The following is a 14,738-nucleotide window of genomic DNA, read 5'->3' as shown; positions in this document are numbered from 1 at the left end:
ACTCCTCATCACGGTGCGACTCCCGCCAGGGCGGGCTTGAACCCCGCTCGCACGTTCTCGCAGCAACCGGGGCGGCAGACGTCGTACCAGGGGCCGAGCGCCGTCATCGAGGGCCGGTCCTCGGTCGGCACGCCGTTGACGCGCTCGAGGACCAGGTCGATCAGGCCGGAGACGTAGACCGGGTCCGTGCCGGGGGTCGCGACGCGGAGCGCGACGAGTCCGTGCTCCTCCGAGGTCTCGAGGGCCTCGTTGTCGAGGTCCCACATGACCTCCATGTGGTCGGACACGAAGCCGAGCGGGACGATCAGCAGCGCGCGGCGGCCGCGGGCCGGCAGCTCCGCGATGGCGTCGTTGATGTCCGGCTCGAGCCAGGGCTGGGTGGGCGGGCCGGAGCGCGACTGGTAGACCAGCTGCCAGGGCACGTCCTCATCCGTGGCGGCGGCCATGACGACCTCGGCGACGGCGAGGTGCTGCGCCTCGTAGGCACCGCCCGGTCCGAACTCGTGCACGTCGACGACGGTGCCGTCGTCGTGGCGCTCGTGAGGTCCGCTGCGCTCGGCGTCGGCCATGGGGATCGAGTGCGTCGAGAACAGCACCTCCACCTCGGACGTGACATCGAGGTCGGGCATCCGCTCGCGCAGCTCGTCGAGCCCGTCGTGGACGGCCTTGACGAACGGCATGACGAAGCCGGGGTGGTCGAAGAACTGGCGCACCTTGTCGATCCGCAGCTCGCCCTCGAGGCCGGTCGCGTCGAGCGCCGCCGCGTAGTCCTCGCGGTACTGCCTGCAGGACGAGAAGGAGGAGTACGCGCTGGTGGCGATGGCGAGCAGGTTGGTGAACCCGCGCTCCTTCGCCTCGGCGACGGCCTCGCTCATGTAGGGCGCCCAGTTGCGGTTGCCCCAGAGCACGGGGAGGTCGATGCCGCGGTTCGCGAGCTCGGCCTCGAGCGCCTTCTTCAACGCGCGGTTCTGCGCGTTGATCGGGCTGACGCCGCCGAAGTGGCGGTAGTGGTGGGCGACCTCCTCGAGGCGCTCCTCCGGGATGCCGCGGCCGCGGGTGACGTTGCGGAGGAACGGGATGACGTCGTCCTGACCCTCCGGCCCGCCGAAGCCGGCGAGGAGGATCGCGTCGTAGGCCACGGGGACCTCGACGTGCTCGGGGCCGCACGCCGCCGCAGGGGTGGCCCCGCGGACGAGGATCGGCTCGCTGGTCGTGTCGCTCATCGGAGCACCTCGGCGATCTGGTCGGCGTCGATGCGCCGGCCTGTGTAGAAGGGGACTTCCTCGCGCACGTGGCGGCGGGCCTCGGTGGCGCGCAGGTCGCGCATGAGGTCGACGAGGTTGACGAGCTCCTCGTCCTCGAGGGCGAGGATCCACTCGTAGTCGCCGAGCGAGAACGAGGCGACCGTGTTGGTCAGGACGGAGCGGAACCGCGAGCCCTGGCGCCCGTGCTGGGCGAGCATCGCGCGGCGCTCCTCCTCGGGGAGGATGTACCACTCGTAGGAGCGGACGAAGGGGTAGACCGTGAGCCAGCGGGCCGGCGCCTTCCCGCGCATGTAGGCGGGGAGGTGGTTCGAGCTGAACTCGGCGTCGCGGTGCACGCCCATCGCGTTCCACGTCGGCAGGAGGCCGACCAGCAGCTCCGTGCGCCGCAGCTCGCGGTAGGCCCGCTGCAGCTCCTCGGGCGCCGGGCCCGTGAGCCACAGCATGATGTCGGCGTCGGCGCGCAGGGCCGAGACGTCGTAGGTGCCGCGGACGGTCACGCCCTCGCCCTCGAGCTGGGCGACGAGGTGCTCGTACTGCTTCACCGCGGGATCCACGGCGTCGCTGGAGAGGGTGAACGGACGTGCGGGATCCCTGCGGAGAACCGCCCAGAGCGTGTATCCCAGGGCCTGATCGGAGTGATCCTGATCGGCGGGGGGCTGCGGCGCCGGAGCGGCGGCGCTCGTGTCGGGGGCGGACTGAACGGGACCCGCCGTGCCGGCGGTCTGATCGGTCATTGATCCATCATCCCTCCGCTCGTGCCGATGCACAAAAGCGGCGGGGGCTCTGGCGCCGGAGGGCCCGGGACGCTAGCACCCCGGGCCCTCCGGCGCTCAGTCCTCGATGATCTGCTTCGCGACGCCCCAGACGACGAGGCCCACGGCGGCGGCGGCGCCGACCGCTCCGGCGATCAGCGCGGAGGGGTTCTGGCGGCGCACCACCTGGAGCTTGCGCTCGATCGTCCGCTGGGCCGTGCGCACCTTGCGCGGCACGTTGACCTTGTACTCGATCGCGTCGAGGGTCGCGGCCAGCTCGGAGCGAGCGCGCTCGATGTCGGCCTTCAGCTGGCCGGGCTTCAGCTCCGCCGGGTCGACGAAGCGGGGCGTGGTGCTGCTGACGGATCGCTCAGTTGTCATAGCTGCCCACTCCCTTGAACGCCTGGACGTCCTTCTTGATGCTGTTGATCGAGTCCTGCGGCACCGGCGGCACGGCCTTCTTGATGGTGCGCACGCCGACGAGGGCGAGGATCACGGCCACCAGGAGGAAGAAGACCGTCACGATCAGCGCCGACAGCCAGGCCGGAAGCCAGGAGGCGATGCCGATGATCGCGAAGGCGACCAGCGTCGCCCACGCGGTCAGGAGGAGGAAGGCCGCGACCGCGAACAGGCCGACGGCCAGACCCGCGCTCTTCGCCTTGCCCGCCAGCTCGTTCTTCAGCGAGGCGACCTCGGCCTTGACGAGCTCGATCACGAGGCCGGGCAGGTCGCTGACCAGCTCTCCCAGTGATCGGGCGTTCTTGGGATTGCGTTCGTTCACCACGGGAGCTCCTCGAGGGTGGGACGTGCCGGCCGGCGCGCGCCTGGCACGGCCGGGGGGATGAGCACTAGGCCCTGCTGGTGGAGGTGGACGTCGTCGACCCGCCGGAGCCGGCCGACGCCGCGGCCTCGTCGACCTTCGAGGCCGCCTTGCGGGCGGCGGCCGACGCCTCCGCGTCGCTCGCTCCCTGGGCCTTCCTGCCGCCGGACACGGCCTTGACGACCACCGAGCGCACGACCTCGTACGCCTTGTCCGAGACGCTGCTCAGCTGGGTCTTCGCGGCACCGCCGACGGCGCCCGCGACGTCCTGCACCGGCTGGGTCCGCCAGAAGCGGCCTGCCGCCGAGGCGATCTGCTCGTACCGCTTGCGGCCGGCGCGTGCTCCCAGCACGTACCCGGCTGCGGCTCCTGCCACGAAAAGAATCTTGCCCTTCACGCCTACTCCTCGTCCTGGGTCGCTCTCGCGATCGTCCACGCGGTCGGTGACCACTCGTGCCGGGGCACGCCGCGCGCTCGCGCGGATGCCTGGGCCTAAGAGTAGCCGTCGGCGTCGCGGGCGTCGCTCGGCAGCCCGACTCCTTGACGCACCAGTCGGCGCCGGATAAGGGCGGCCGTCTCGGCGGCGTGCGGGAGCACCGAGGCGAGGCCCGTGCCCGCGATCCAGGTGCCGGTCACGGCGACTCCCTCGATCGGGAGGAGCGCCTCGCGGAACGCCTCCAGGTGCGCGCGGCGGCCCAGCGCCGCGGCGGGCCGGACATTGGCCCAGCTCACCCGGGCGGAGTCGACGAGCGACGCCGGATCGAGGGCGAGTCCGAGCAGCGTCGAGGCGTCGAGCAGGGCGATCGCCGCCGCCTCGGCATCGGTGCGCCCCTCGAGCGGCGGGCGCTCGCCCGGGCGCCCGTAGGAGAGGCGCAGCACGTGGCGCCCGGGAGGGAGGGAGGCGGCCAGCCAGTCCCACTTCGCGGTCGCGTGCGTGATCGCCTTGGCCGTGACGTCGGTGGCGGTGGGCGCCACGAGCACACCGGAGCCGCGGGGGGCTGCGTCCAGGCGGGCGTCGTCGAGGACGAGGGTCACCAGCTCGACGGAGTCGTGGGGCGCCTCGTCGGCGCGCTCCGCGACGGCGGGGGCGAGGCCGGCCAGCAGCGCCCGGGCGTCGCGCTCCGGCGTCGAGACGATCACCGCTCGGGCGCTCAGAGCGCCGTCGGCGAGGGTCAGGACGAAGTCCCCGTCGGAGCCCTCGAGCCGCTGCACGGAGGCGCCGGTGCGGATCTCGCCGGAGAGGTAGTCGATCCGCTGGACCAGCGCGGCGACCAGGCGGTGCATCCCGCCCTCGAGCCCGCGGACCGCGACTCCGGCCGGGAGGTTCGCGCGGAGGGCGGCCACGGCCCGGGCGAGTGAGCCCGCGCGGGTGAGCGCGCCGTTCAGTCCGGGTGCGGCCAGGTCGACGTCGATGTCGTCCGGCCGGCTCGAGTACACGCCCGAGACGACCGGCGCGACCAGGTCCTCGAGCACGCGCTCGCCCATCCGGGTGCGCACCAGCTCGGCGAGGGAGTGGGCGCGGCCGATGCGCAGCACGGGCATCAGGGTGTCGAGCCAGGCGCGCCAGGCACCGCGGCGGCCGATCGCCCGCACGACGTCGGGGGCGAGCGGCGTGCCGGGGATGCCGAGGATGCCGGCCCGGGGCGACGGCACGGAGCGGCCGTTCGAGAGGTGCAGCCACGAGCCGTGCGTCCGCGGCTCGACGATCGACTCGGCGAGCGGGACGCCGTCGAGGGTCAGCGCGGCGAGCGCCCGCTCGACGTGGCCGCCGCGGGTGGCGAAGCTCTCGGCGCCCGCATCGAGCGCGGCTCCGGCCAGCGCGAGCGGAGAGACGGAGCCGCCGACCCGCTCCCCCGCCTCGAGCACCACGACGCGCAGGCCGATGCGCAGGCACTCCGCGGCGGCGGCGAGCCCCGCCACTCCGCCGCCGACGACCGCGACGTCGTACGACGCCGCGTCGCGGGGGCGCTCCTCGCTCACGGCCGCCAGGCGTGCACGAACGCGACGAGGCGCGTGAGCACGTCGGGGTCGGTCTCGGGCGGCACGCCGTGGCCGAGGTTGAGCACGTGCGCGGGGGCGCTCAGGCCCCGGCGGAGCACGTCGTCGACGTGGGCCTCGAGGACCTCCCACGGCGCGGTCAGCAGCGCCGGGTCGACGTTGCCCTGCACCGGCACGAAGCCGCCGAGGCGGTGGTTGGCCTCGTCGAGCGGGATCCGGTAGTCGACGCCGACCACGTCGGCGCCGATGCCGTGCATCGCTCCGAGCAGCTCGCCGGTGCCGACGCCGAAGTGCACGATCGGGACGTTGCGGCGCGTCTCCCCGTGGTCGAATGCGAGGTCGCGCACGTGGACGAGGGCGCGCGCGGAGGCGGGAGCGACATGGGTCGTGTAGTCCGAGAGCGAGAGCGCCCCGGCCCAGGAGTCGAAGAGCTGCGCGGCGCTGGCCCCGGCGAGCACCTGCGCGCGGAGGAAGCGGCCGGTGACCTCGGCGGTCCACTCCATCAGCTGAGCCCAGGCGGCGGGGTCGGCGTGCATCATCGTCCGCGCACGCAGGTGGTCCTTGGACGGGCCGCCCTCCACCAGGTAGGCGGCCAGGGTGAAGGGAGCGCCGGCGAAGCCGATGAGCGGTGTGTCGCCGAGGCCCGCGACGGTGCGGCGCACGCCCTCGCGGATGGGCTCGAGCGTCTCGTCGAGGACGGACGGGTCGATCGAGGCGAGCTCGGCGACGTCGGCGGCCGTGCGCACCGGCTTCTCGAGCACCGGACCGCGACCGGGGACGATGTCGACGCCGACGCCCGCGAGCCGCAGCGGGATCACGATGTCGCTGAAGAAGATGGCCGCGTCCACTCCGTGGCGCCGCACCGGCTGCAGGGTGATCTCGCTCGCCAGCGCCGGGTCGAGGCAGGCGTCGAGCATCTTCGTGTCGGTGCGCAGGGCCCGGTACTCCGGGAGGCTGCGGCCGGCCTGTCGCATGAACCAGACGGGCGTCCTCTCGCCCCGCTCGGAGCGGTAGGCGCGCAGGAGCAGCGAGTCGGCCGTGCGGCCGGCGGAGAGGGGGTGCAGCGGATCGAGCAGGCCGTCGGTGGGGGAGGTCACCGCGGCATTATTCCAGGCGCATCCGTGCATTCCTCCCCAGTCCGGGGACCCCGCCCCGCAGAGCGCGCGTAGACTGACGTGGTGCTTCTGTGTCTGACGGCGTCGCACAAGAACGCCAGCTTCGATCTCCTCGAGAAGCTCTCCGTCGACTCCTCCGCCGTGACCGCGGCCCTCTCCGAGGGGATCGACTTCGTCTCCGGAGCCGTCGTCGTCGCGACCTGCAACCGCTTCGAGGCCTACCTCGACATCGAGGAGCCGCTGACCGCCGCGCAGGCCGTCGCCGTCGAGGCCGCCACCGCCGCCGTCAGCGCCGCGACCGGCGTCGAGCAGGACGAGCTGCGCGGGAGCGTCGACGTCGTCTCGGGCGACCGGGTGGCCGAGCACCTCTTCGCCGTCTCCAGCGGGCTCGAGTCCGTCGTGGTCGGCGAGGGCGAGATCGCGGGCCAGGTCCGCCGGTCCCTCGAGGAGGCGCGCCGCCTCGGCACCACCTCCTCCGAGCTCGAGCGGCTGTTCCAGCGCGCCTCGCAGACCTCGCGCGGCATCAAGAACCGCACCGGCCTCGGCAGCGCCGGCCGCTCGATCGTGCGCCTCGCGCTCGACCTGGCCGCGAGCCGCGTCACCGACTGGCGGGCCGCCCGCGTCCTCCTCGTCGGCACCGGCAGCTACGCGCGGGCGACCGTCGCGGCCCTGCGCGACCGCGGAGTGGTGGACATCGCCGTGCACTCCCCCTCCGGCCGCGCCGAGGGCTTCGCCGCCCGCCGCTCGCTCCGGCCCATCGCCGCCTCCGATCTCGCGCTCGAGGCGGTCTCGGCCGACATCGTCATCACCTGCACCACGACCCAGGAGCCGGTGCTCGACGCCGCCCTGCTCGCCGCCGGGCGCCTCCAGGGGTTCTCCCGCGAGCGCCAGCTCGTGATCGACCTGGGCCTGCCGCGCAACGTCGCCTCCGACGTCACCTCGGTCGCCGGCGTCGAGCTCCTCGACCTCGAGACGATCAGCCTGCACGCGCCTCTCGACGTGCTCGACGCGTCGCAGCAGGCGCGCGCGCTCGTCGACAAGGCGGCCCGGAAGTTCTCGGACGTCGCCGACGAGAAGAGCCTCACTCCGGCCGTCGTCGCCCTGCGCGCCCACGTGTTCGACGCGCTCGACGCCGAGATCGAGCGGGCCCGCTCGCGCGGCGACGAGGACGGCCGCACCGAGCAGGCGCTCCGCCACCTCGCCGGCGTCCTGCTGCACACCCCGAGCGTCCGCGCCCGCGACTACGCGCGCGCCGGAGCCCAGGAGGCCTACCTCACCGGGCTCGAGGCGCTCTTCGGCATCGAGGTCCCGGCCGAGCCCGCCGCCGCGCGCCCCGAGGCGGACGCCGCCACCGCGTGAGCCTCCGGCTCCCCTTCGATGCGGAGCCGCTGCGCTCCGCGCCGCTGCTCACCGAGCGCCTGCTCCTGCGTCCCCTCGGACCGGAGGACGCCGAGGACCACGCGCGCTACCAGGGCGACGCCGACGCCGTCCGGTTCCTCCGCTGGCCGGTGCGCACCCCCGAGGAGTCGAGGGCGCACCTGCAGCGCCGCCTCCCCTCGACACGGCTCGCCGCTGACGGCGACGTGGCCGTGCTGGCGATCGTCCCCCGGGAGGGCGTCCTCGCCGGGCGGATGATCGGCGACCTCACGCTCATCGCGACGTCCGTCGAGCAGGAGGCGGTCGAGATCGGCTGGGTGCTGCACCCGGAGGCGCAGGGGCGCGGCTACGCGACCGAGGCCGCCCGGGCGCTGCTCGACCTCGCGTTCGACACCCTCGGCGCGCACCGCGTGATCGCGCAGCTCGACGCTCGGAACACCGCGTCCGCCCGCCTCTGCGAGCGCCTCGGGATGCGCCTCGAGGCGCACCACCGGGAGGACGAGTTCTGCAAGGGCGAGTGGACCTCGACCCTCGTCTTCGCCCTGCTCGCCCGCGAGCGCTGACCGCAGGGCCGGCTGGTCCGCGCCGGGCGGGACGCCGCCGACCCGTCCGGTCGGCGGCGTCCCGGGAGGAGTGTCAGGCCCCGCGGAGCCCGGTGAAGAGGTACGACTCGAGCTGCTCGAGCGGGATGCGCTCCTGCTTCATCGTGTCGCGGTCGCGGACGGTCACGGCGTCGTCCTCGAGCGAGTCGAAGTCGACGGTCACGCAGTACGGGGTGCCGATCTCGTCCTGGCGGCGGTAGCGGCGGCCGATCGCTCCGGAGTCGTCGAAGTCGACGTTCCAGAGCTGGCGCAGCTGGTCGGCGACGCGGCGCGCGAGCGGCGAGAGTGCCTCGTTGCGCGAGAGCGGCAGCACGGCCACCTTCACCGGCGCCAGGCGCGGGTCGAGGTGCAGCACGGTCCGCGTCTCGACCTTGCCCTTGGCGTTCGGCGGCAGCTCCTGCTCCTCGTAGGCGTCGACGAGGAACGCCATGAGCGCGCGGGTGAGACCGAACGACGGCTCGATCACGAACGGCACGTAGCGCTCGTTCTTGTTCTGGTCGAAGAACGAGAGGTCCTTGCCCGAGTGCTCGATGTGCGTCTTGAGGTCGTAGTCGGTGCGGTTCGCGACTCCCATCAGCTCGCCCCACTCGCCCGAGGCGAAGCTGAAGCGGTACTCGATGTCGACGGTGCGCTTGGAGTAGTGGGAGAGCTTGTCCTTCGGGTGCTCGTACTGCCGGATGTTCTCGGGGTTCATCCCGAGCCCGACGAACCAGTCCCAGGCGAGCTGCATCCAGGTCTCCTGCCACTCCTCGTCCGTGCCGGGCTCGACGAAGAACTCGAGCTCCATCTGCTCGAACTCGCGGGTGCGGAAGATGAAGTTGCCGGGGGTGATCTCGTTGCGGAACGCCTTGCCGATCTGGCCGATGCCGAAGGGCGGCTTGCGACGGGCGCTCTGCAGCACGTTCGCGAAGTTGGTGAAGATGCCCTGGGCGGTCTCGGGACGCAGGTAGTGCAGCCCCGACTCGTCGTCGACGACGCCGAGGTAGGTCTTCATCAGGCCCGAGAACTGCTTGATCTCGGTCCACTGGCCGACCTTGTCGGGGTGCTCCGGGTCCGGGATGTCGGCGAGGCCGTTCACGGGCGGGTGGCCGTTGACCTCCTCGTACTTCTCGAAGAGGTGGTCGGCGCGGTAGCGCTTGTGGGTGATCAGCGACTCGGTCAGCGGGTCCGAGAAGACGCCGACGTGTCCCGAGGCGTGCCAGATCGCCGTGGGCAGGATGACCGCGGAGTCCAGGCCGACGACGTCGCCCCGGCCCTGCACGAAGGTCTTCCACCACTGGCGCTTGATGTTCTCCTTGAACTCCACGCCGAGCGGCCCGTAGTCCCACGCGGAGCGGGTGCCCCCGTAGATCTCACCCGAGGGGAAGACGAATCCCCTGTGCTGCGCGAGGGTGATGACTTTGTCGAGGGTGGTGGGTTCTGCCACGGGTTGCTCCTCAGCTGTTCGGGCGCACGGGGCCCCGGCGCGCGCCGGCTGCGCGCGTCCTTCTGGTGTGCCCCCATGGTAGCCGCGGGGGCGCCGCGACGGTCCGCCCGCGGCGGGCATGATGAGCGGATGAGCACCCTCCCGCCGATCATCGTGTCCGCCGTCGCCGTCCTCCGCGACCGGCAGGTCCTGATGGTCACGGCGCGGGGCCGCGACGTCCTCTACCTCCCCGGCGGCAAGGTCGACGAGGGCGAGAGCGGGATCGAGGCGGCGGCCCGCGAGACCCGCGAGGAGCTCGGCGCCGTCGCCCTCGGCCTCGTGCCCCTGTTCACCGTCCGGACCCAGGCGCACGGCGAGCCGGAGGGGCGGGAGGTCCACATGAGCGTCTTCGCCGCCGAGCTCGACCGGGAGGCGCGCCCGAGCGGCGAGATCGACTCGCTGCACTGGGTCGACGGCTCCGATACGGGCCGCTGCCCGCCCGCCGGGGTCGAGACCCTCCGGCTGCTGCGCGGTCTCGATCTCGTCGACTGACCCTCCGGCGCCGGGCCGACCGCGGGGCGGCTAGCCTCGTGGCGTGGAGACGAGACGGCGTGCACGGGACCGGTCGAGCGCGGAGGAGCCGGACCGGCTCGAGCCGGTGCGACTGGAGGCGGCCGTGCCGATCCTGCGGATCTTCTCGGTCGCCAAGGCGGGCGAGTTCTACGTCGACTACCTCGGCTTCGAGGTGGACTGGGAGCACCGCGCCGCGCTCGACGCCCCCCTCTACCTGCAGGTGTCGCGCTCGGGGCTCCGCCTGCACCTCAGCGAGCACCACCGCGACGGCAGTCCCGGCGCCGCGGTGCACGTCGCCCTCCGCGGTGTCCGCGAGCTGCACGCCGAGCTCGACGCGAAGGCGTACCCCTACCTCAACCCGCGGATCACCCGCACGCCGTTCGGCTTCGCGCTCGACGTGATCGATCCGTTCGGCAACCAGCTGCGCTTCGCGGAGCCGGCCCCGGTGCCGCGCCTGCCCTGATCGGTGCGCGTGCGGGTGCTTGTACAACCTGAGCGCCGACTGATCAACCGTTCACCGGCCGTCCATGCACTTCGGAGTCCCATCCTTTAGCGTGGCTCCGATGGCTTCACGGGGGACGATCGAGCGGCCGGACACGGCCCGGGCAACGGGACGGCAGCGCCGACCGCGGCTCCGCTTCATGGAGGCCGCACCGCTGGCGACGGGCCTGCTGGGCTCGATCGCGATCCTCCTCGGCTCGCTCGGCGTGGGCTACCTGCCCGCCGGCTCGCCCATCCGCGACTGGCCTCTCGTCGCCTCGATCCGCGCCACGGGCTGGCTCACCGAGTCCAGCGGCGCCCTCGTCGTGGGCGGCGGGATGCTGCTGCTGATCGCGTGGCTCCGCCTGCGCACGGTCGCGCTCGCGGCGGGCCCCGGCTCCGTCCGCACCATCGTGGTGGCGGCCCTCGCCTGGACCGCTCCGCTCCTCGTGACGGTGCCGCTGTTCAGCCACGACATGTTCTCCTACGTGGCGCAGGGTCGCCTGATGACCCAGGGCATCGACCCCTACACCCACGGCGTCGCGACGCTCCCGGGCTGGTTCGACCTCGGCGTCGACCCGCTCTGGGCCGACACGCCCACGCCCTACGGGCCCCTCTACCTCCTGATCGAGCGCACCGCCGTGCAGTTCGCGGGCTACGGCGCACCGGAGCTCTCGATCGCGATGCTCCGCGCCGTGTCGGTCGCGGGCGTGGCCGTCATGGCCGTCTACGCGCTCCGCCTGGCGCGCCTGCGCGGCCTCTCGGTCCCGCTCACCGCCTGGACGATCGTCGCCAACCCGCTGACCCTCGTGCTCTTCGTCGTCGCCGGCCACAACGACTCCGTGATGCTGGCGCTCATCCTCGCGTCGCTCTACTACGCCCAGACCGACCGGCGCATCGCCGCCGTCGTGCTGATGGCCGGAGCGATCGCGATCAAGCCGATCGCCGTGATCGCGCTCCCCGTGCTCGCGCTCCTGTGGCTGCGCCACGACGCGACGTGGCGTGAGCGCACCCGCGGCTGGCTCTGGACGGGCGCCGGAGCGCTCGGCCTCGTGGTCGCCGTCGGGCTGCTCGCGGGCGTCGGGGTCGGCTGGGTCGCGGCGATGGTCGTGCCCGGCTCGATCCTGCACTGGTACGCGCCGATGTCGTTCGTCACGGTCTCGGTCTCCCGCGCCGTCGAGTTCACCGGTCACGACCCCGCCGCGGCGATCGCCGTGGTCAAGATCCTCGCGCTCGGGCTCGCCGGCCTGATCGCTGCGCGCCTCATGCTGTCGCGGCGCTCCATCGATCCGCTCGCCCGCCTGTCCGGCGCGCTGCTCGCGTTCGTGACGGCGTCGACCGCCATCCACCCCTGGTACGCCCTCTGGATCCTGCCGATCGCCGCGCTCGCGCGCCCGTGGAGCCGCTCCCACGTGCACCTGGCGGTCTACGCGTCGATCTTCCTCATGTGCGTCACGCTCGCCGAGCCGATCGACGGCGGAGGCGGCACGATGGACCAGATCCCGGCGCGGGTCGCGACGATCGCCGCGATCGCCGTGGTCGGGATGTACGTCCTCCTCGGCTACACGGACGAGGAGCGGGTCGAGGGTCTGCCCCTGGTGCGCGCGCTGCCGTTCGGCTCCGTGATCCTCGCCCGCCTCAGCGGCGGCCGCCTGGTCGACGCCCGGATGGCCGCCACTCGCCTGCGCGACTAGCCGGGGCCGCGGCTCAGGAGTCGGACTCGTCGCTCCGACGGCGCGTGCGACGGTCGAGCGCGGCCTGCGCCGTCTCGGCGGCCGAGTCCGGGGAGCCGACCGGCCCGGTGGGACCGGCGAGGGTGCTCGAGAGCGACGACAGCCAGCCGGAGTCGTCGCGGCCGGCGTTCAGCGCATCCGAGAAGAGGGGGAGGTCGCTGCGGGCGGCGTGGATCGCGTAGGACTCGCGGGAGAACCCGTTGTCGGGGACGACGGGCGTCCTGCGGGACGCGCGCGTGGAGTCCGGGGCCTGCTCCTGTCGAGCAGCGTTCGACACCTGCTCCTGGGTGGACTGCTCCTGGGCGGCCTGCTCCCGGCGGGCGTCGCGCTCGTCGCGCGGGGTGCTGCTGTCGTGGTCCACGGCGGTCCTCCTGCTCTCCGCCCCGAGCGGAGGGGCAGGCGCCGCGATGACGGGGCGGCGCCCGGTCAGGCTACCCCTCGTTCAGGGTGTGGCGTCGTCGGCGGCCCCTGATCGTGGCGCGGGGCGCCAGACGACCAGCTCGGTCCGGCGCTGCGCGCGCGTGCCGTGGCGCAGAGTGACCACGTCCCCCTCGAGTCCGGCGGCGAACACGCGGCGGCCCGGCCGGTTCAGGAGCTCGTCGGCGAGGGCCGACTCCAGCTCGCGCACCCGCTGCGAGAGCGACTGCACCTGGTTCTCGAGCTGCAGGATGCGCGCGATGCCCTCGAGCGAGACGCCCTCGGAGGAGAGCCGGGCGACCTCGCGCAGCTGCACCACGTCGCGCATCGAGTAGCGGCGCGACTTGCCCGCGGTGCGGGTCGGGCTCACGAGCCCGAGCCGGTCGTACTGCCGGAGCGTCTGCGGGTGCATCCCCGCCAGCTCGGCGGCGACGGCGATCGCGAAGACGGGCGTGTTCTCGTCCATGTCTCCTCCTCCGACCGGTCGCGCCGATCCGGTGCTAGTAGCGGGCCTTCTCCAGGATGTCCTCGCGCGGGTCCTCGTCCGGCTCGGCGGCGGCGTAGGCCTCGAGGGCCTCACGGGCGGCGGCGGACAGGTGGCTCGGGACGGCGACCTGCAGGACGGCGAGCAGGTCGCCCGTGCCCTTGGGGGTCGTGACGCCGCGGCCCTTGACGCGCAGGACGCGGCCGCTCGGGGTGCCTGCGGCGACCCGGAGCTTGACGGGCTCGCCGCCGAGGGTCGGCACCTCGATCGTCGCGCCGAAGACGGCCTCGACGAAGGTCACGGGGACCGTCACGCGCAGGTTCAGCCCGTCGCGCTCGAACACCGGATGCTTGCGCACCGAGACGGTGAGCACCAGGTCGCCGGGATCGCCGCCGTCCGGGCTGGGGCGGCCCTTGCCGCGGACGCGGATCTTCTGGTCGTCGGCCACGCCGGCGGGGATGCGCACCGAGAGGGTGCGCCCGTCGCCGGTCTGCAGCTGGACGGTGTCGCCCCGGGTCGCGGTGCGGAAGTCGATGGTGGTGCTGGCGGTGACGTCGGCGCCCTTCTGCGGGCCGCCGAAGCCGCGGTAGCCGCCGCTGGGCTGGCCGAAGCGGCTGCCTCCGCCGCCGAACATGCCGCCGAGGATGTCCTCGAAGCCCGGCGGCGGGCCCTGCTGGGTGCTGTAGGAGGTGCGCCCGCCCTGGCCGAACATGCCGCCGAAGACGTCGTCGAACCCTCCGGGCTGGCCTCCCGCGGTGAAGCGCGCTCCGCCGCCCATGGCGCGGATCTGGTCGTACTCCTTGCGCTGCTCGGCGTCCGAGAGCACGGTGTACGCCTCGCTGATCTCCTTGAAGCGCGCCTCGGCCTTCGCGTCCCCCGGGTTGGAGTCGGGGTGGAACTGGCGGGCGAGCTTGCGGTAGGTCTTCTTCAGGTCCGCGGCGGAGACGTCCTTGGACACGCCGAGGACCTTGTAGAAGTCCTTGTCGAACCAATCCTGGCTGGCCATGTGCCTCTTCCTGTGTCGAATGCGGCGAGGGACCCCGCCCCGGTCCGGCAGCGTGCTGCCGAGCGGGGCGGGGTCCTCCGCGGTGGTGGTGCCGGTGGCGGGGTCAGTCGGCGGGGACTGCCACGACCACCTTGGCGGCCCGCAGCAGCGAGCCTCCGAGGTAGTAGCCCGCCTCGACGACGTCCGCGACCGTGGAGGTCTCGGCGCCGGGGGTGGGCTGCTGGAAGATCGCCTCGTGGATGTTCGGGTCGAACAAGTCGCCCACGGCGCCGGTCTTCACCAGGCCGAGCTTCTCCACTCCGCCGCGCAGCTTCTGCGCGATGGCCGTGAAGGGCCCGCCCTCGGCGAGGTCGCCGTGCTTCTCGGCGCGGTCGAGGTCGTCGAGCACGGGGAGGATGACCTTCACCGCGTCGCCGATCGCCCGCTCCTTGTCGACCTGGCGGTTGGCCTCGGTTCGCTTGCGGTAGTTCGCGTACTCGGCGGTCACCCGCTGGAGGTCGGCGAGGTGCTCGGCCGCGAGCGTCTCGGCGCTGGACTGTCCCGAGAGGAACGAGAGGTCGGCGTCCGAGAGGCTGGTCTCGACGTCGGGCCCCTCGGCCTCGATGAGGCCCTCCTGGTCCTGGGCGTCCTGCGCCGCCTCGGCTCCCGCCTCGCCGCCGGTGACCGGCTGCTCCTCGGGGAGGTCCTGGGGCTCGTTATCGGCTGCCATGG

17 protein-coding genes are annotated in these 14,738 nt (G+C 73.2%); 5 read left to right on the top strand and 12 right to left on the bottom strand.

The annotated features are described in order from the left end of the window. Positions 1–8: 8 nt before the first annotated feature. The 7 genes from C5C37_RS08630 to hemE all read right to left on the bottom strand — a co-directional run bounded on the left by C5C37_RS08630 (position 9) and on the right by hemE (position 5,962). The gene (locus C5C37_RS08630; RefSeq protein ID WP_104338797.1) at positions 9–1,223 is read right to left on the bottom strand and encodes a ferrochelatase; all 1,215 of its coding nucleotides are present in this window, start codon (positions 1,221–1,223) and stop codon (positions 9–11) included. Next, positions 1,220–1,999 (bottom strand): hydrogen peroxide-dependent heme synthase, encoded by a 780-nt coding sequence (gene hemQ / locus C5C37_RS08625; RefSeq protein WP_104233087.1) that lies wholly within the window; start codon positions 1,997–1,999, stop codon positions 1,220–1,222. Before hemQ ends, C5C37_RS08630 begins: the two co-directional genes overlap by 4 nt. A gap of 96 nt (positions 2,000–2,095) precedes the next feature. Next, the gene (locus C5C37_RS08620; RefSeq protein ID WP_104222879.1) at positions 2,096–2,398 is read right to left on the bottom strand and encodes a DUF3618 domain-containing protein; all 303 of its coding nucleotides are present in this window, start codon (positions 2,396–2,398) and stop codon (positions 2,096–2,098) included. Continuing rightward, complete coding sequence (locus C5C37_RS08615) at positions 2,388–2,798, bottom strand: phage holin family protein (RefSeq protein WP_258062864.1); 411 nt, start codon at positions 2,796–2,798, stop codon at positions 2,388–2,390. Before C5C37_RS08615 ends, C5C37_RS08620 begins: the two co-directional genes overlap by 11 nt. 67 nt (positions 2,799–2,865) lie before the next feature. Further along, positions 2,866–3,213 (bottom strand): YtxH domain-containing protein, encoded by a 348-nt coding sequence (locus C5C37_RS08610; protein ID WP_146076886.1) that lies wholly within the window; start codon positions 3,211–3,213, stop codon positions 2,866–2,868. Positions 3,214–3,329: 116 nt separating this feature from the next. Further along, a complete protein-coding gene (locus tag C5C37_RS08605; protein ID WP_258074082.1) occupies positions 3,330–4,817 on the bottom strand; it encodes an NAD(P)/FAD-dependent oxidoreductase in 1,488 nt (495 codons plus the stop codon). Continuing rightward, positions 4,814–5,962, bottom strand: a complete 1,149-nt coding sequence (gene hemE, locus C5C37_RS08600) for a uroporphyrinogen decarboxylase (RefSeq protein WP_104255341.1) — start codon at positions 5,960–5,962, stop codon at positions 4,814–4,816. Before hemE ends, C5C37_RS08605 begins: the two co-directional genes overlap by 4 nt. Positions 5,963–6,013: 51 nt before the next feature. On the opposite strand from hemE, the gene C5C37_RS08595 reads away from it, so the two are divergent. Both C5C37_RS08595 and C5C37_RS08590 read left to right on the top strand, forming a co-directional pair. Then, a complete protein-coding gene (locus C5C37_RS08595) occupies positions 6,014–7,309 on the top strand; it encodes a glutamyl-tRNA reductase (protein WP_104338809.1) in 1,296 nt (431 codons plus the stop codon). Next, positions 7,306–7,890, top strand: coding sequence for a GNAT family N-acetyltransferase (locus C5C37_RS08590; protein WP_258059379.1), 585 nt, complete (start codon positions 7,306–7,308; stop codon positions 7,888–7,890). The genes C5C37_RS08595 and C5C37_RS08590 overlap by 4 nt, the downstream gene beginning before the upstream one ends. Positions 7,891–7,963: 73 nt before the next feature. On the opposite strand, the gene C5C37_RS08585 is transcribed toward C5C37_RS08590, so the two are convergent. After that, on the bottom strand, positions 7,964–9,355 hold the full coding sequence (locus C5C37_RS08585) for a glycine--tRNA ligase (protein ID WP_104226140.1): 1,392 nt from the start codon (positions 9,353–9,355) through the stop codon (positions 7,964–7,966). A 129-nt stretch (positions 9,356–9,484) separates the two neighbouring features. On the opposite strand from C5C37_RS08585, the gene C5C37_RS08580 reads away from it, so the two are divergent. The 3 genes from C5C37_RS08580 to mptB all read left to right on the top strand — a co-directional run bounded on the left by C5C37_RS08580 (position 9,485) and on the right by mptB (position 12,081). Further along, positions 9,485–9,886: an NUDIX domain-containing protein gene (locus C5C37_RS08580; RefSeq protein ID WP_104338796.1), complete on the top strand. Its 402-nt coding sequence runs from the start codon at positions 9,485–9,487 to the stop codon at positions 9,884–9,886. Positions 9,887–9,929: 43 nt separating this feature from the next. Then, entirely contained in the window at positions 9,930–10,370 is a 441-nt protein-coding gene (locus C5C37_RS08575) for a glyoxalase superfamily protein (RefSeq protein WP_208543318.1), read from the top strand. Positions 10,371–10,470: 100 nt separating this feature from the next. After that, positions 10,471–12,081 carry a polyprenol phosphomannose-dependent alpha 1,6 mannosyltransferase MptB gene (gene mptB / locus C5C37_RS08570; RefSeq protein ID WP_146078786.1) on the top strand — a complete coding sequence of 537 codons (1,611 nt, stop codon included), beginning with the start codon at positions 10,471–10,473 and terminating at the stop codon, positions 12,079–12,081. A 13-nt stretch (positions 12,082–12,094) separates the two neighbouring features. Here the strand turns inward: mptB and C5C37_RS08565 are convergent, their stop codons facing one another. The 4 genes from C5C37_RS08565 to C5C37_RS08550 all read right to left on the bottom strand — a co-directional run bounded on the left by C5C37_RS08565 (position 12,095) and on the right by C5C37_RS08550 (position 14,736). Continuing rightward, the gene (locus tag C5C37_RS08565) at positions 12,095–12,481 is read right to left on the bottom strand and encodes a hypothetical protein (protein WP_104287840.1); all 387 of its coding nucleotides are present in this window, start codon (positions 12,479–12,481) and stop codon (positions 12,095–12,097) included. Between the two features lie 81 nt (positions 12,482–12,562). Then, positions 12,563–13,003, bottom strand: a complete 441-nt coding sequence (locus tag C5C37_RS08560; protein ID WP_104226135.1) for a heat shock protein transcriptional repressor HspR — start codon at positions 13,001–13,003, stop codon at positions 12,563–12,565. A gap of 34 nt (positions 13,004–13,037) precedes the next feature. Continuing rightward, positions 13,038–14,027 (bottom strand): DnaJ C-terminal domain-containing protein, encoded by a 990-nt coding sequence (locus C5C37_RS08555; protein WP_104222888.1) that lies wholly within the window; start codon positions 14,025–14,027, stop codon positions 13,038–13,040. 103 nt (positions 14,028–14,130) lie between these two features. After that, positions 14,131–14,736, bottom strand: coding sequence for a nucleotide exchange factor GrpE (locus C5C37_RS08550; protein ID WP_104338795.1), 606 nt, complete (start codon positions 14,734–14,736; stop codon positions 14,131–14,133). Positions 14,737–14,738 lie beyond the last annotated feature (2 nt).

This window comes from Rathayibacter sp. AY1F9 (assembly GCF_002932155.1).
GTDB lineage: Bacteria > Actinomycetota > Actinomycetes > Actinomycetales > Microbacteriaceae > Rathayibacter.
Note: the sequence above shows the minus strand (reverse complement) of the source record. Positions and strands in the feature narration are given on the sequence as shown.

Coding starts and splice junctions, on each gene's coding strand:
- C5C37_RS08630 (WP_104338797.1), bottom strand. CDS start 1,223: ATGAGCGACACGACCAGCGAGCCGATCCTCGTCCGCGGGGCCACCCCT.
- hemQ (WP_104233087.1), bottom strand. CDS start 1,999: ATGACCGATCAGACCGCCGGCACGGCGGGTCCCGTTCAGTCCGCCCCC.
- C5C37_RS08620 (WP_104222879.1), bottom strand. CDS start 2,398: ATGACAACTGAGCGATCCGTCAGCAGCACCACGCCCCGCTTCGTCGAC.
- hemE (WP_104255341.1), bottom strand. CDS start 5,962: ATGCACGGATGCGCCTGGAATAATGCCGCGGTGACCTCCCCCACCGAC.
- C5C37_RS08580 (WP_104338796.1), top strand. CDS start 9,485: ATGAGCACCCTCCCGCCGATCATCGTGTCCGCCGTCGCCGTCCTCCGC.
- mptB (WP_146078786.1), top strand. CDS start 10,471: ATGGCTTCACGGGGGACGATCGAGCGGCCGGACACGGCCCGGGCAACG.
- C5C37_RS08560 (WP_104226135.1), bottom strand. CDS start 13,003: ATGGACGAGAACACGCCCGTCTTCGCGATCGCCGTCGCCGCCGAGCTG.
- C5C37_RS08555 (WP_104222888.1), bottom strand. CDS start 14,027: ATGGCCAGCCAGGATTGGTTCGACAAGGACTTCTACAAGGTCCTCGGC.
- C5C37_RS08550 (WP_104338795.1), bottom strand. CDS start 14,736: ATGGCAGCCGATAACGAGCCCCAGGACCTCCCCGAGGAGCAGCCGGTC.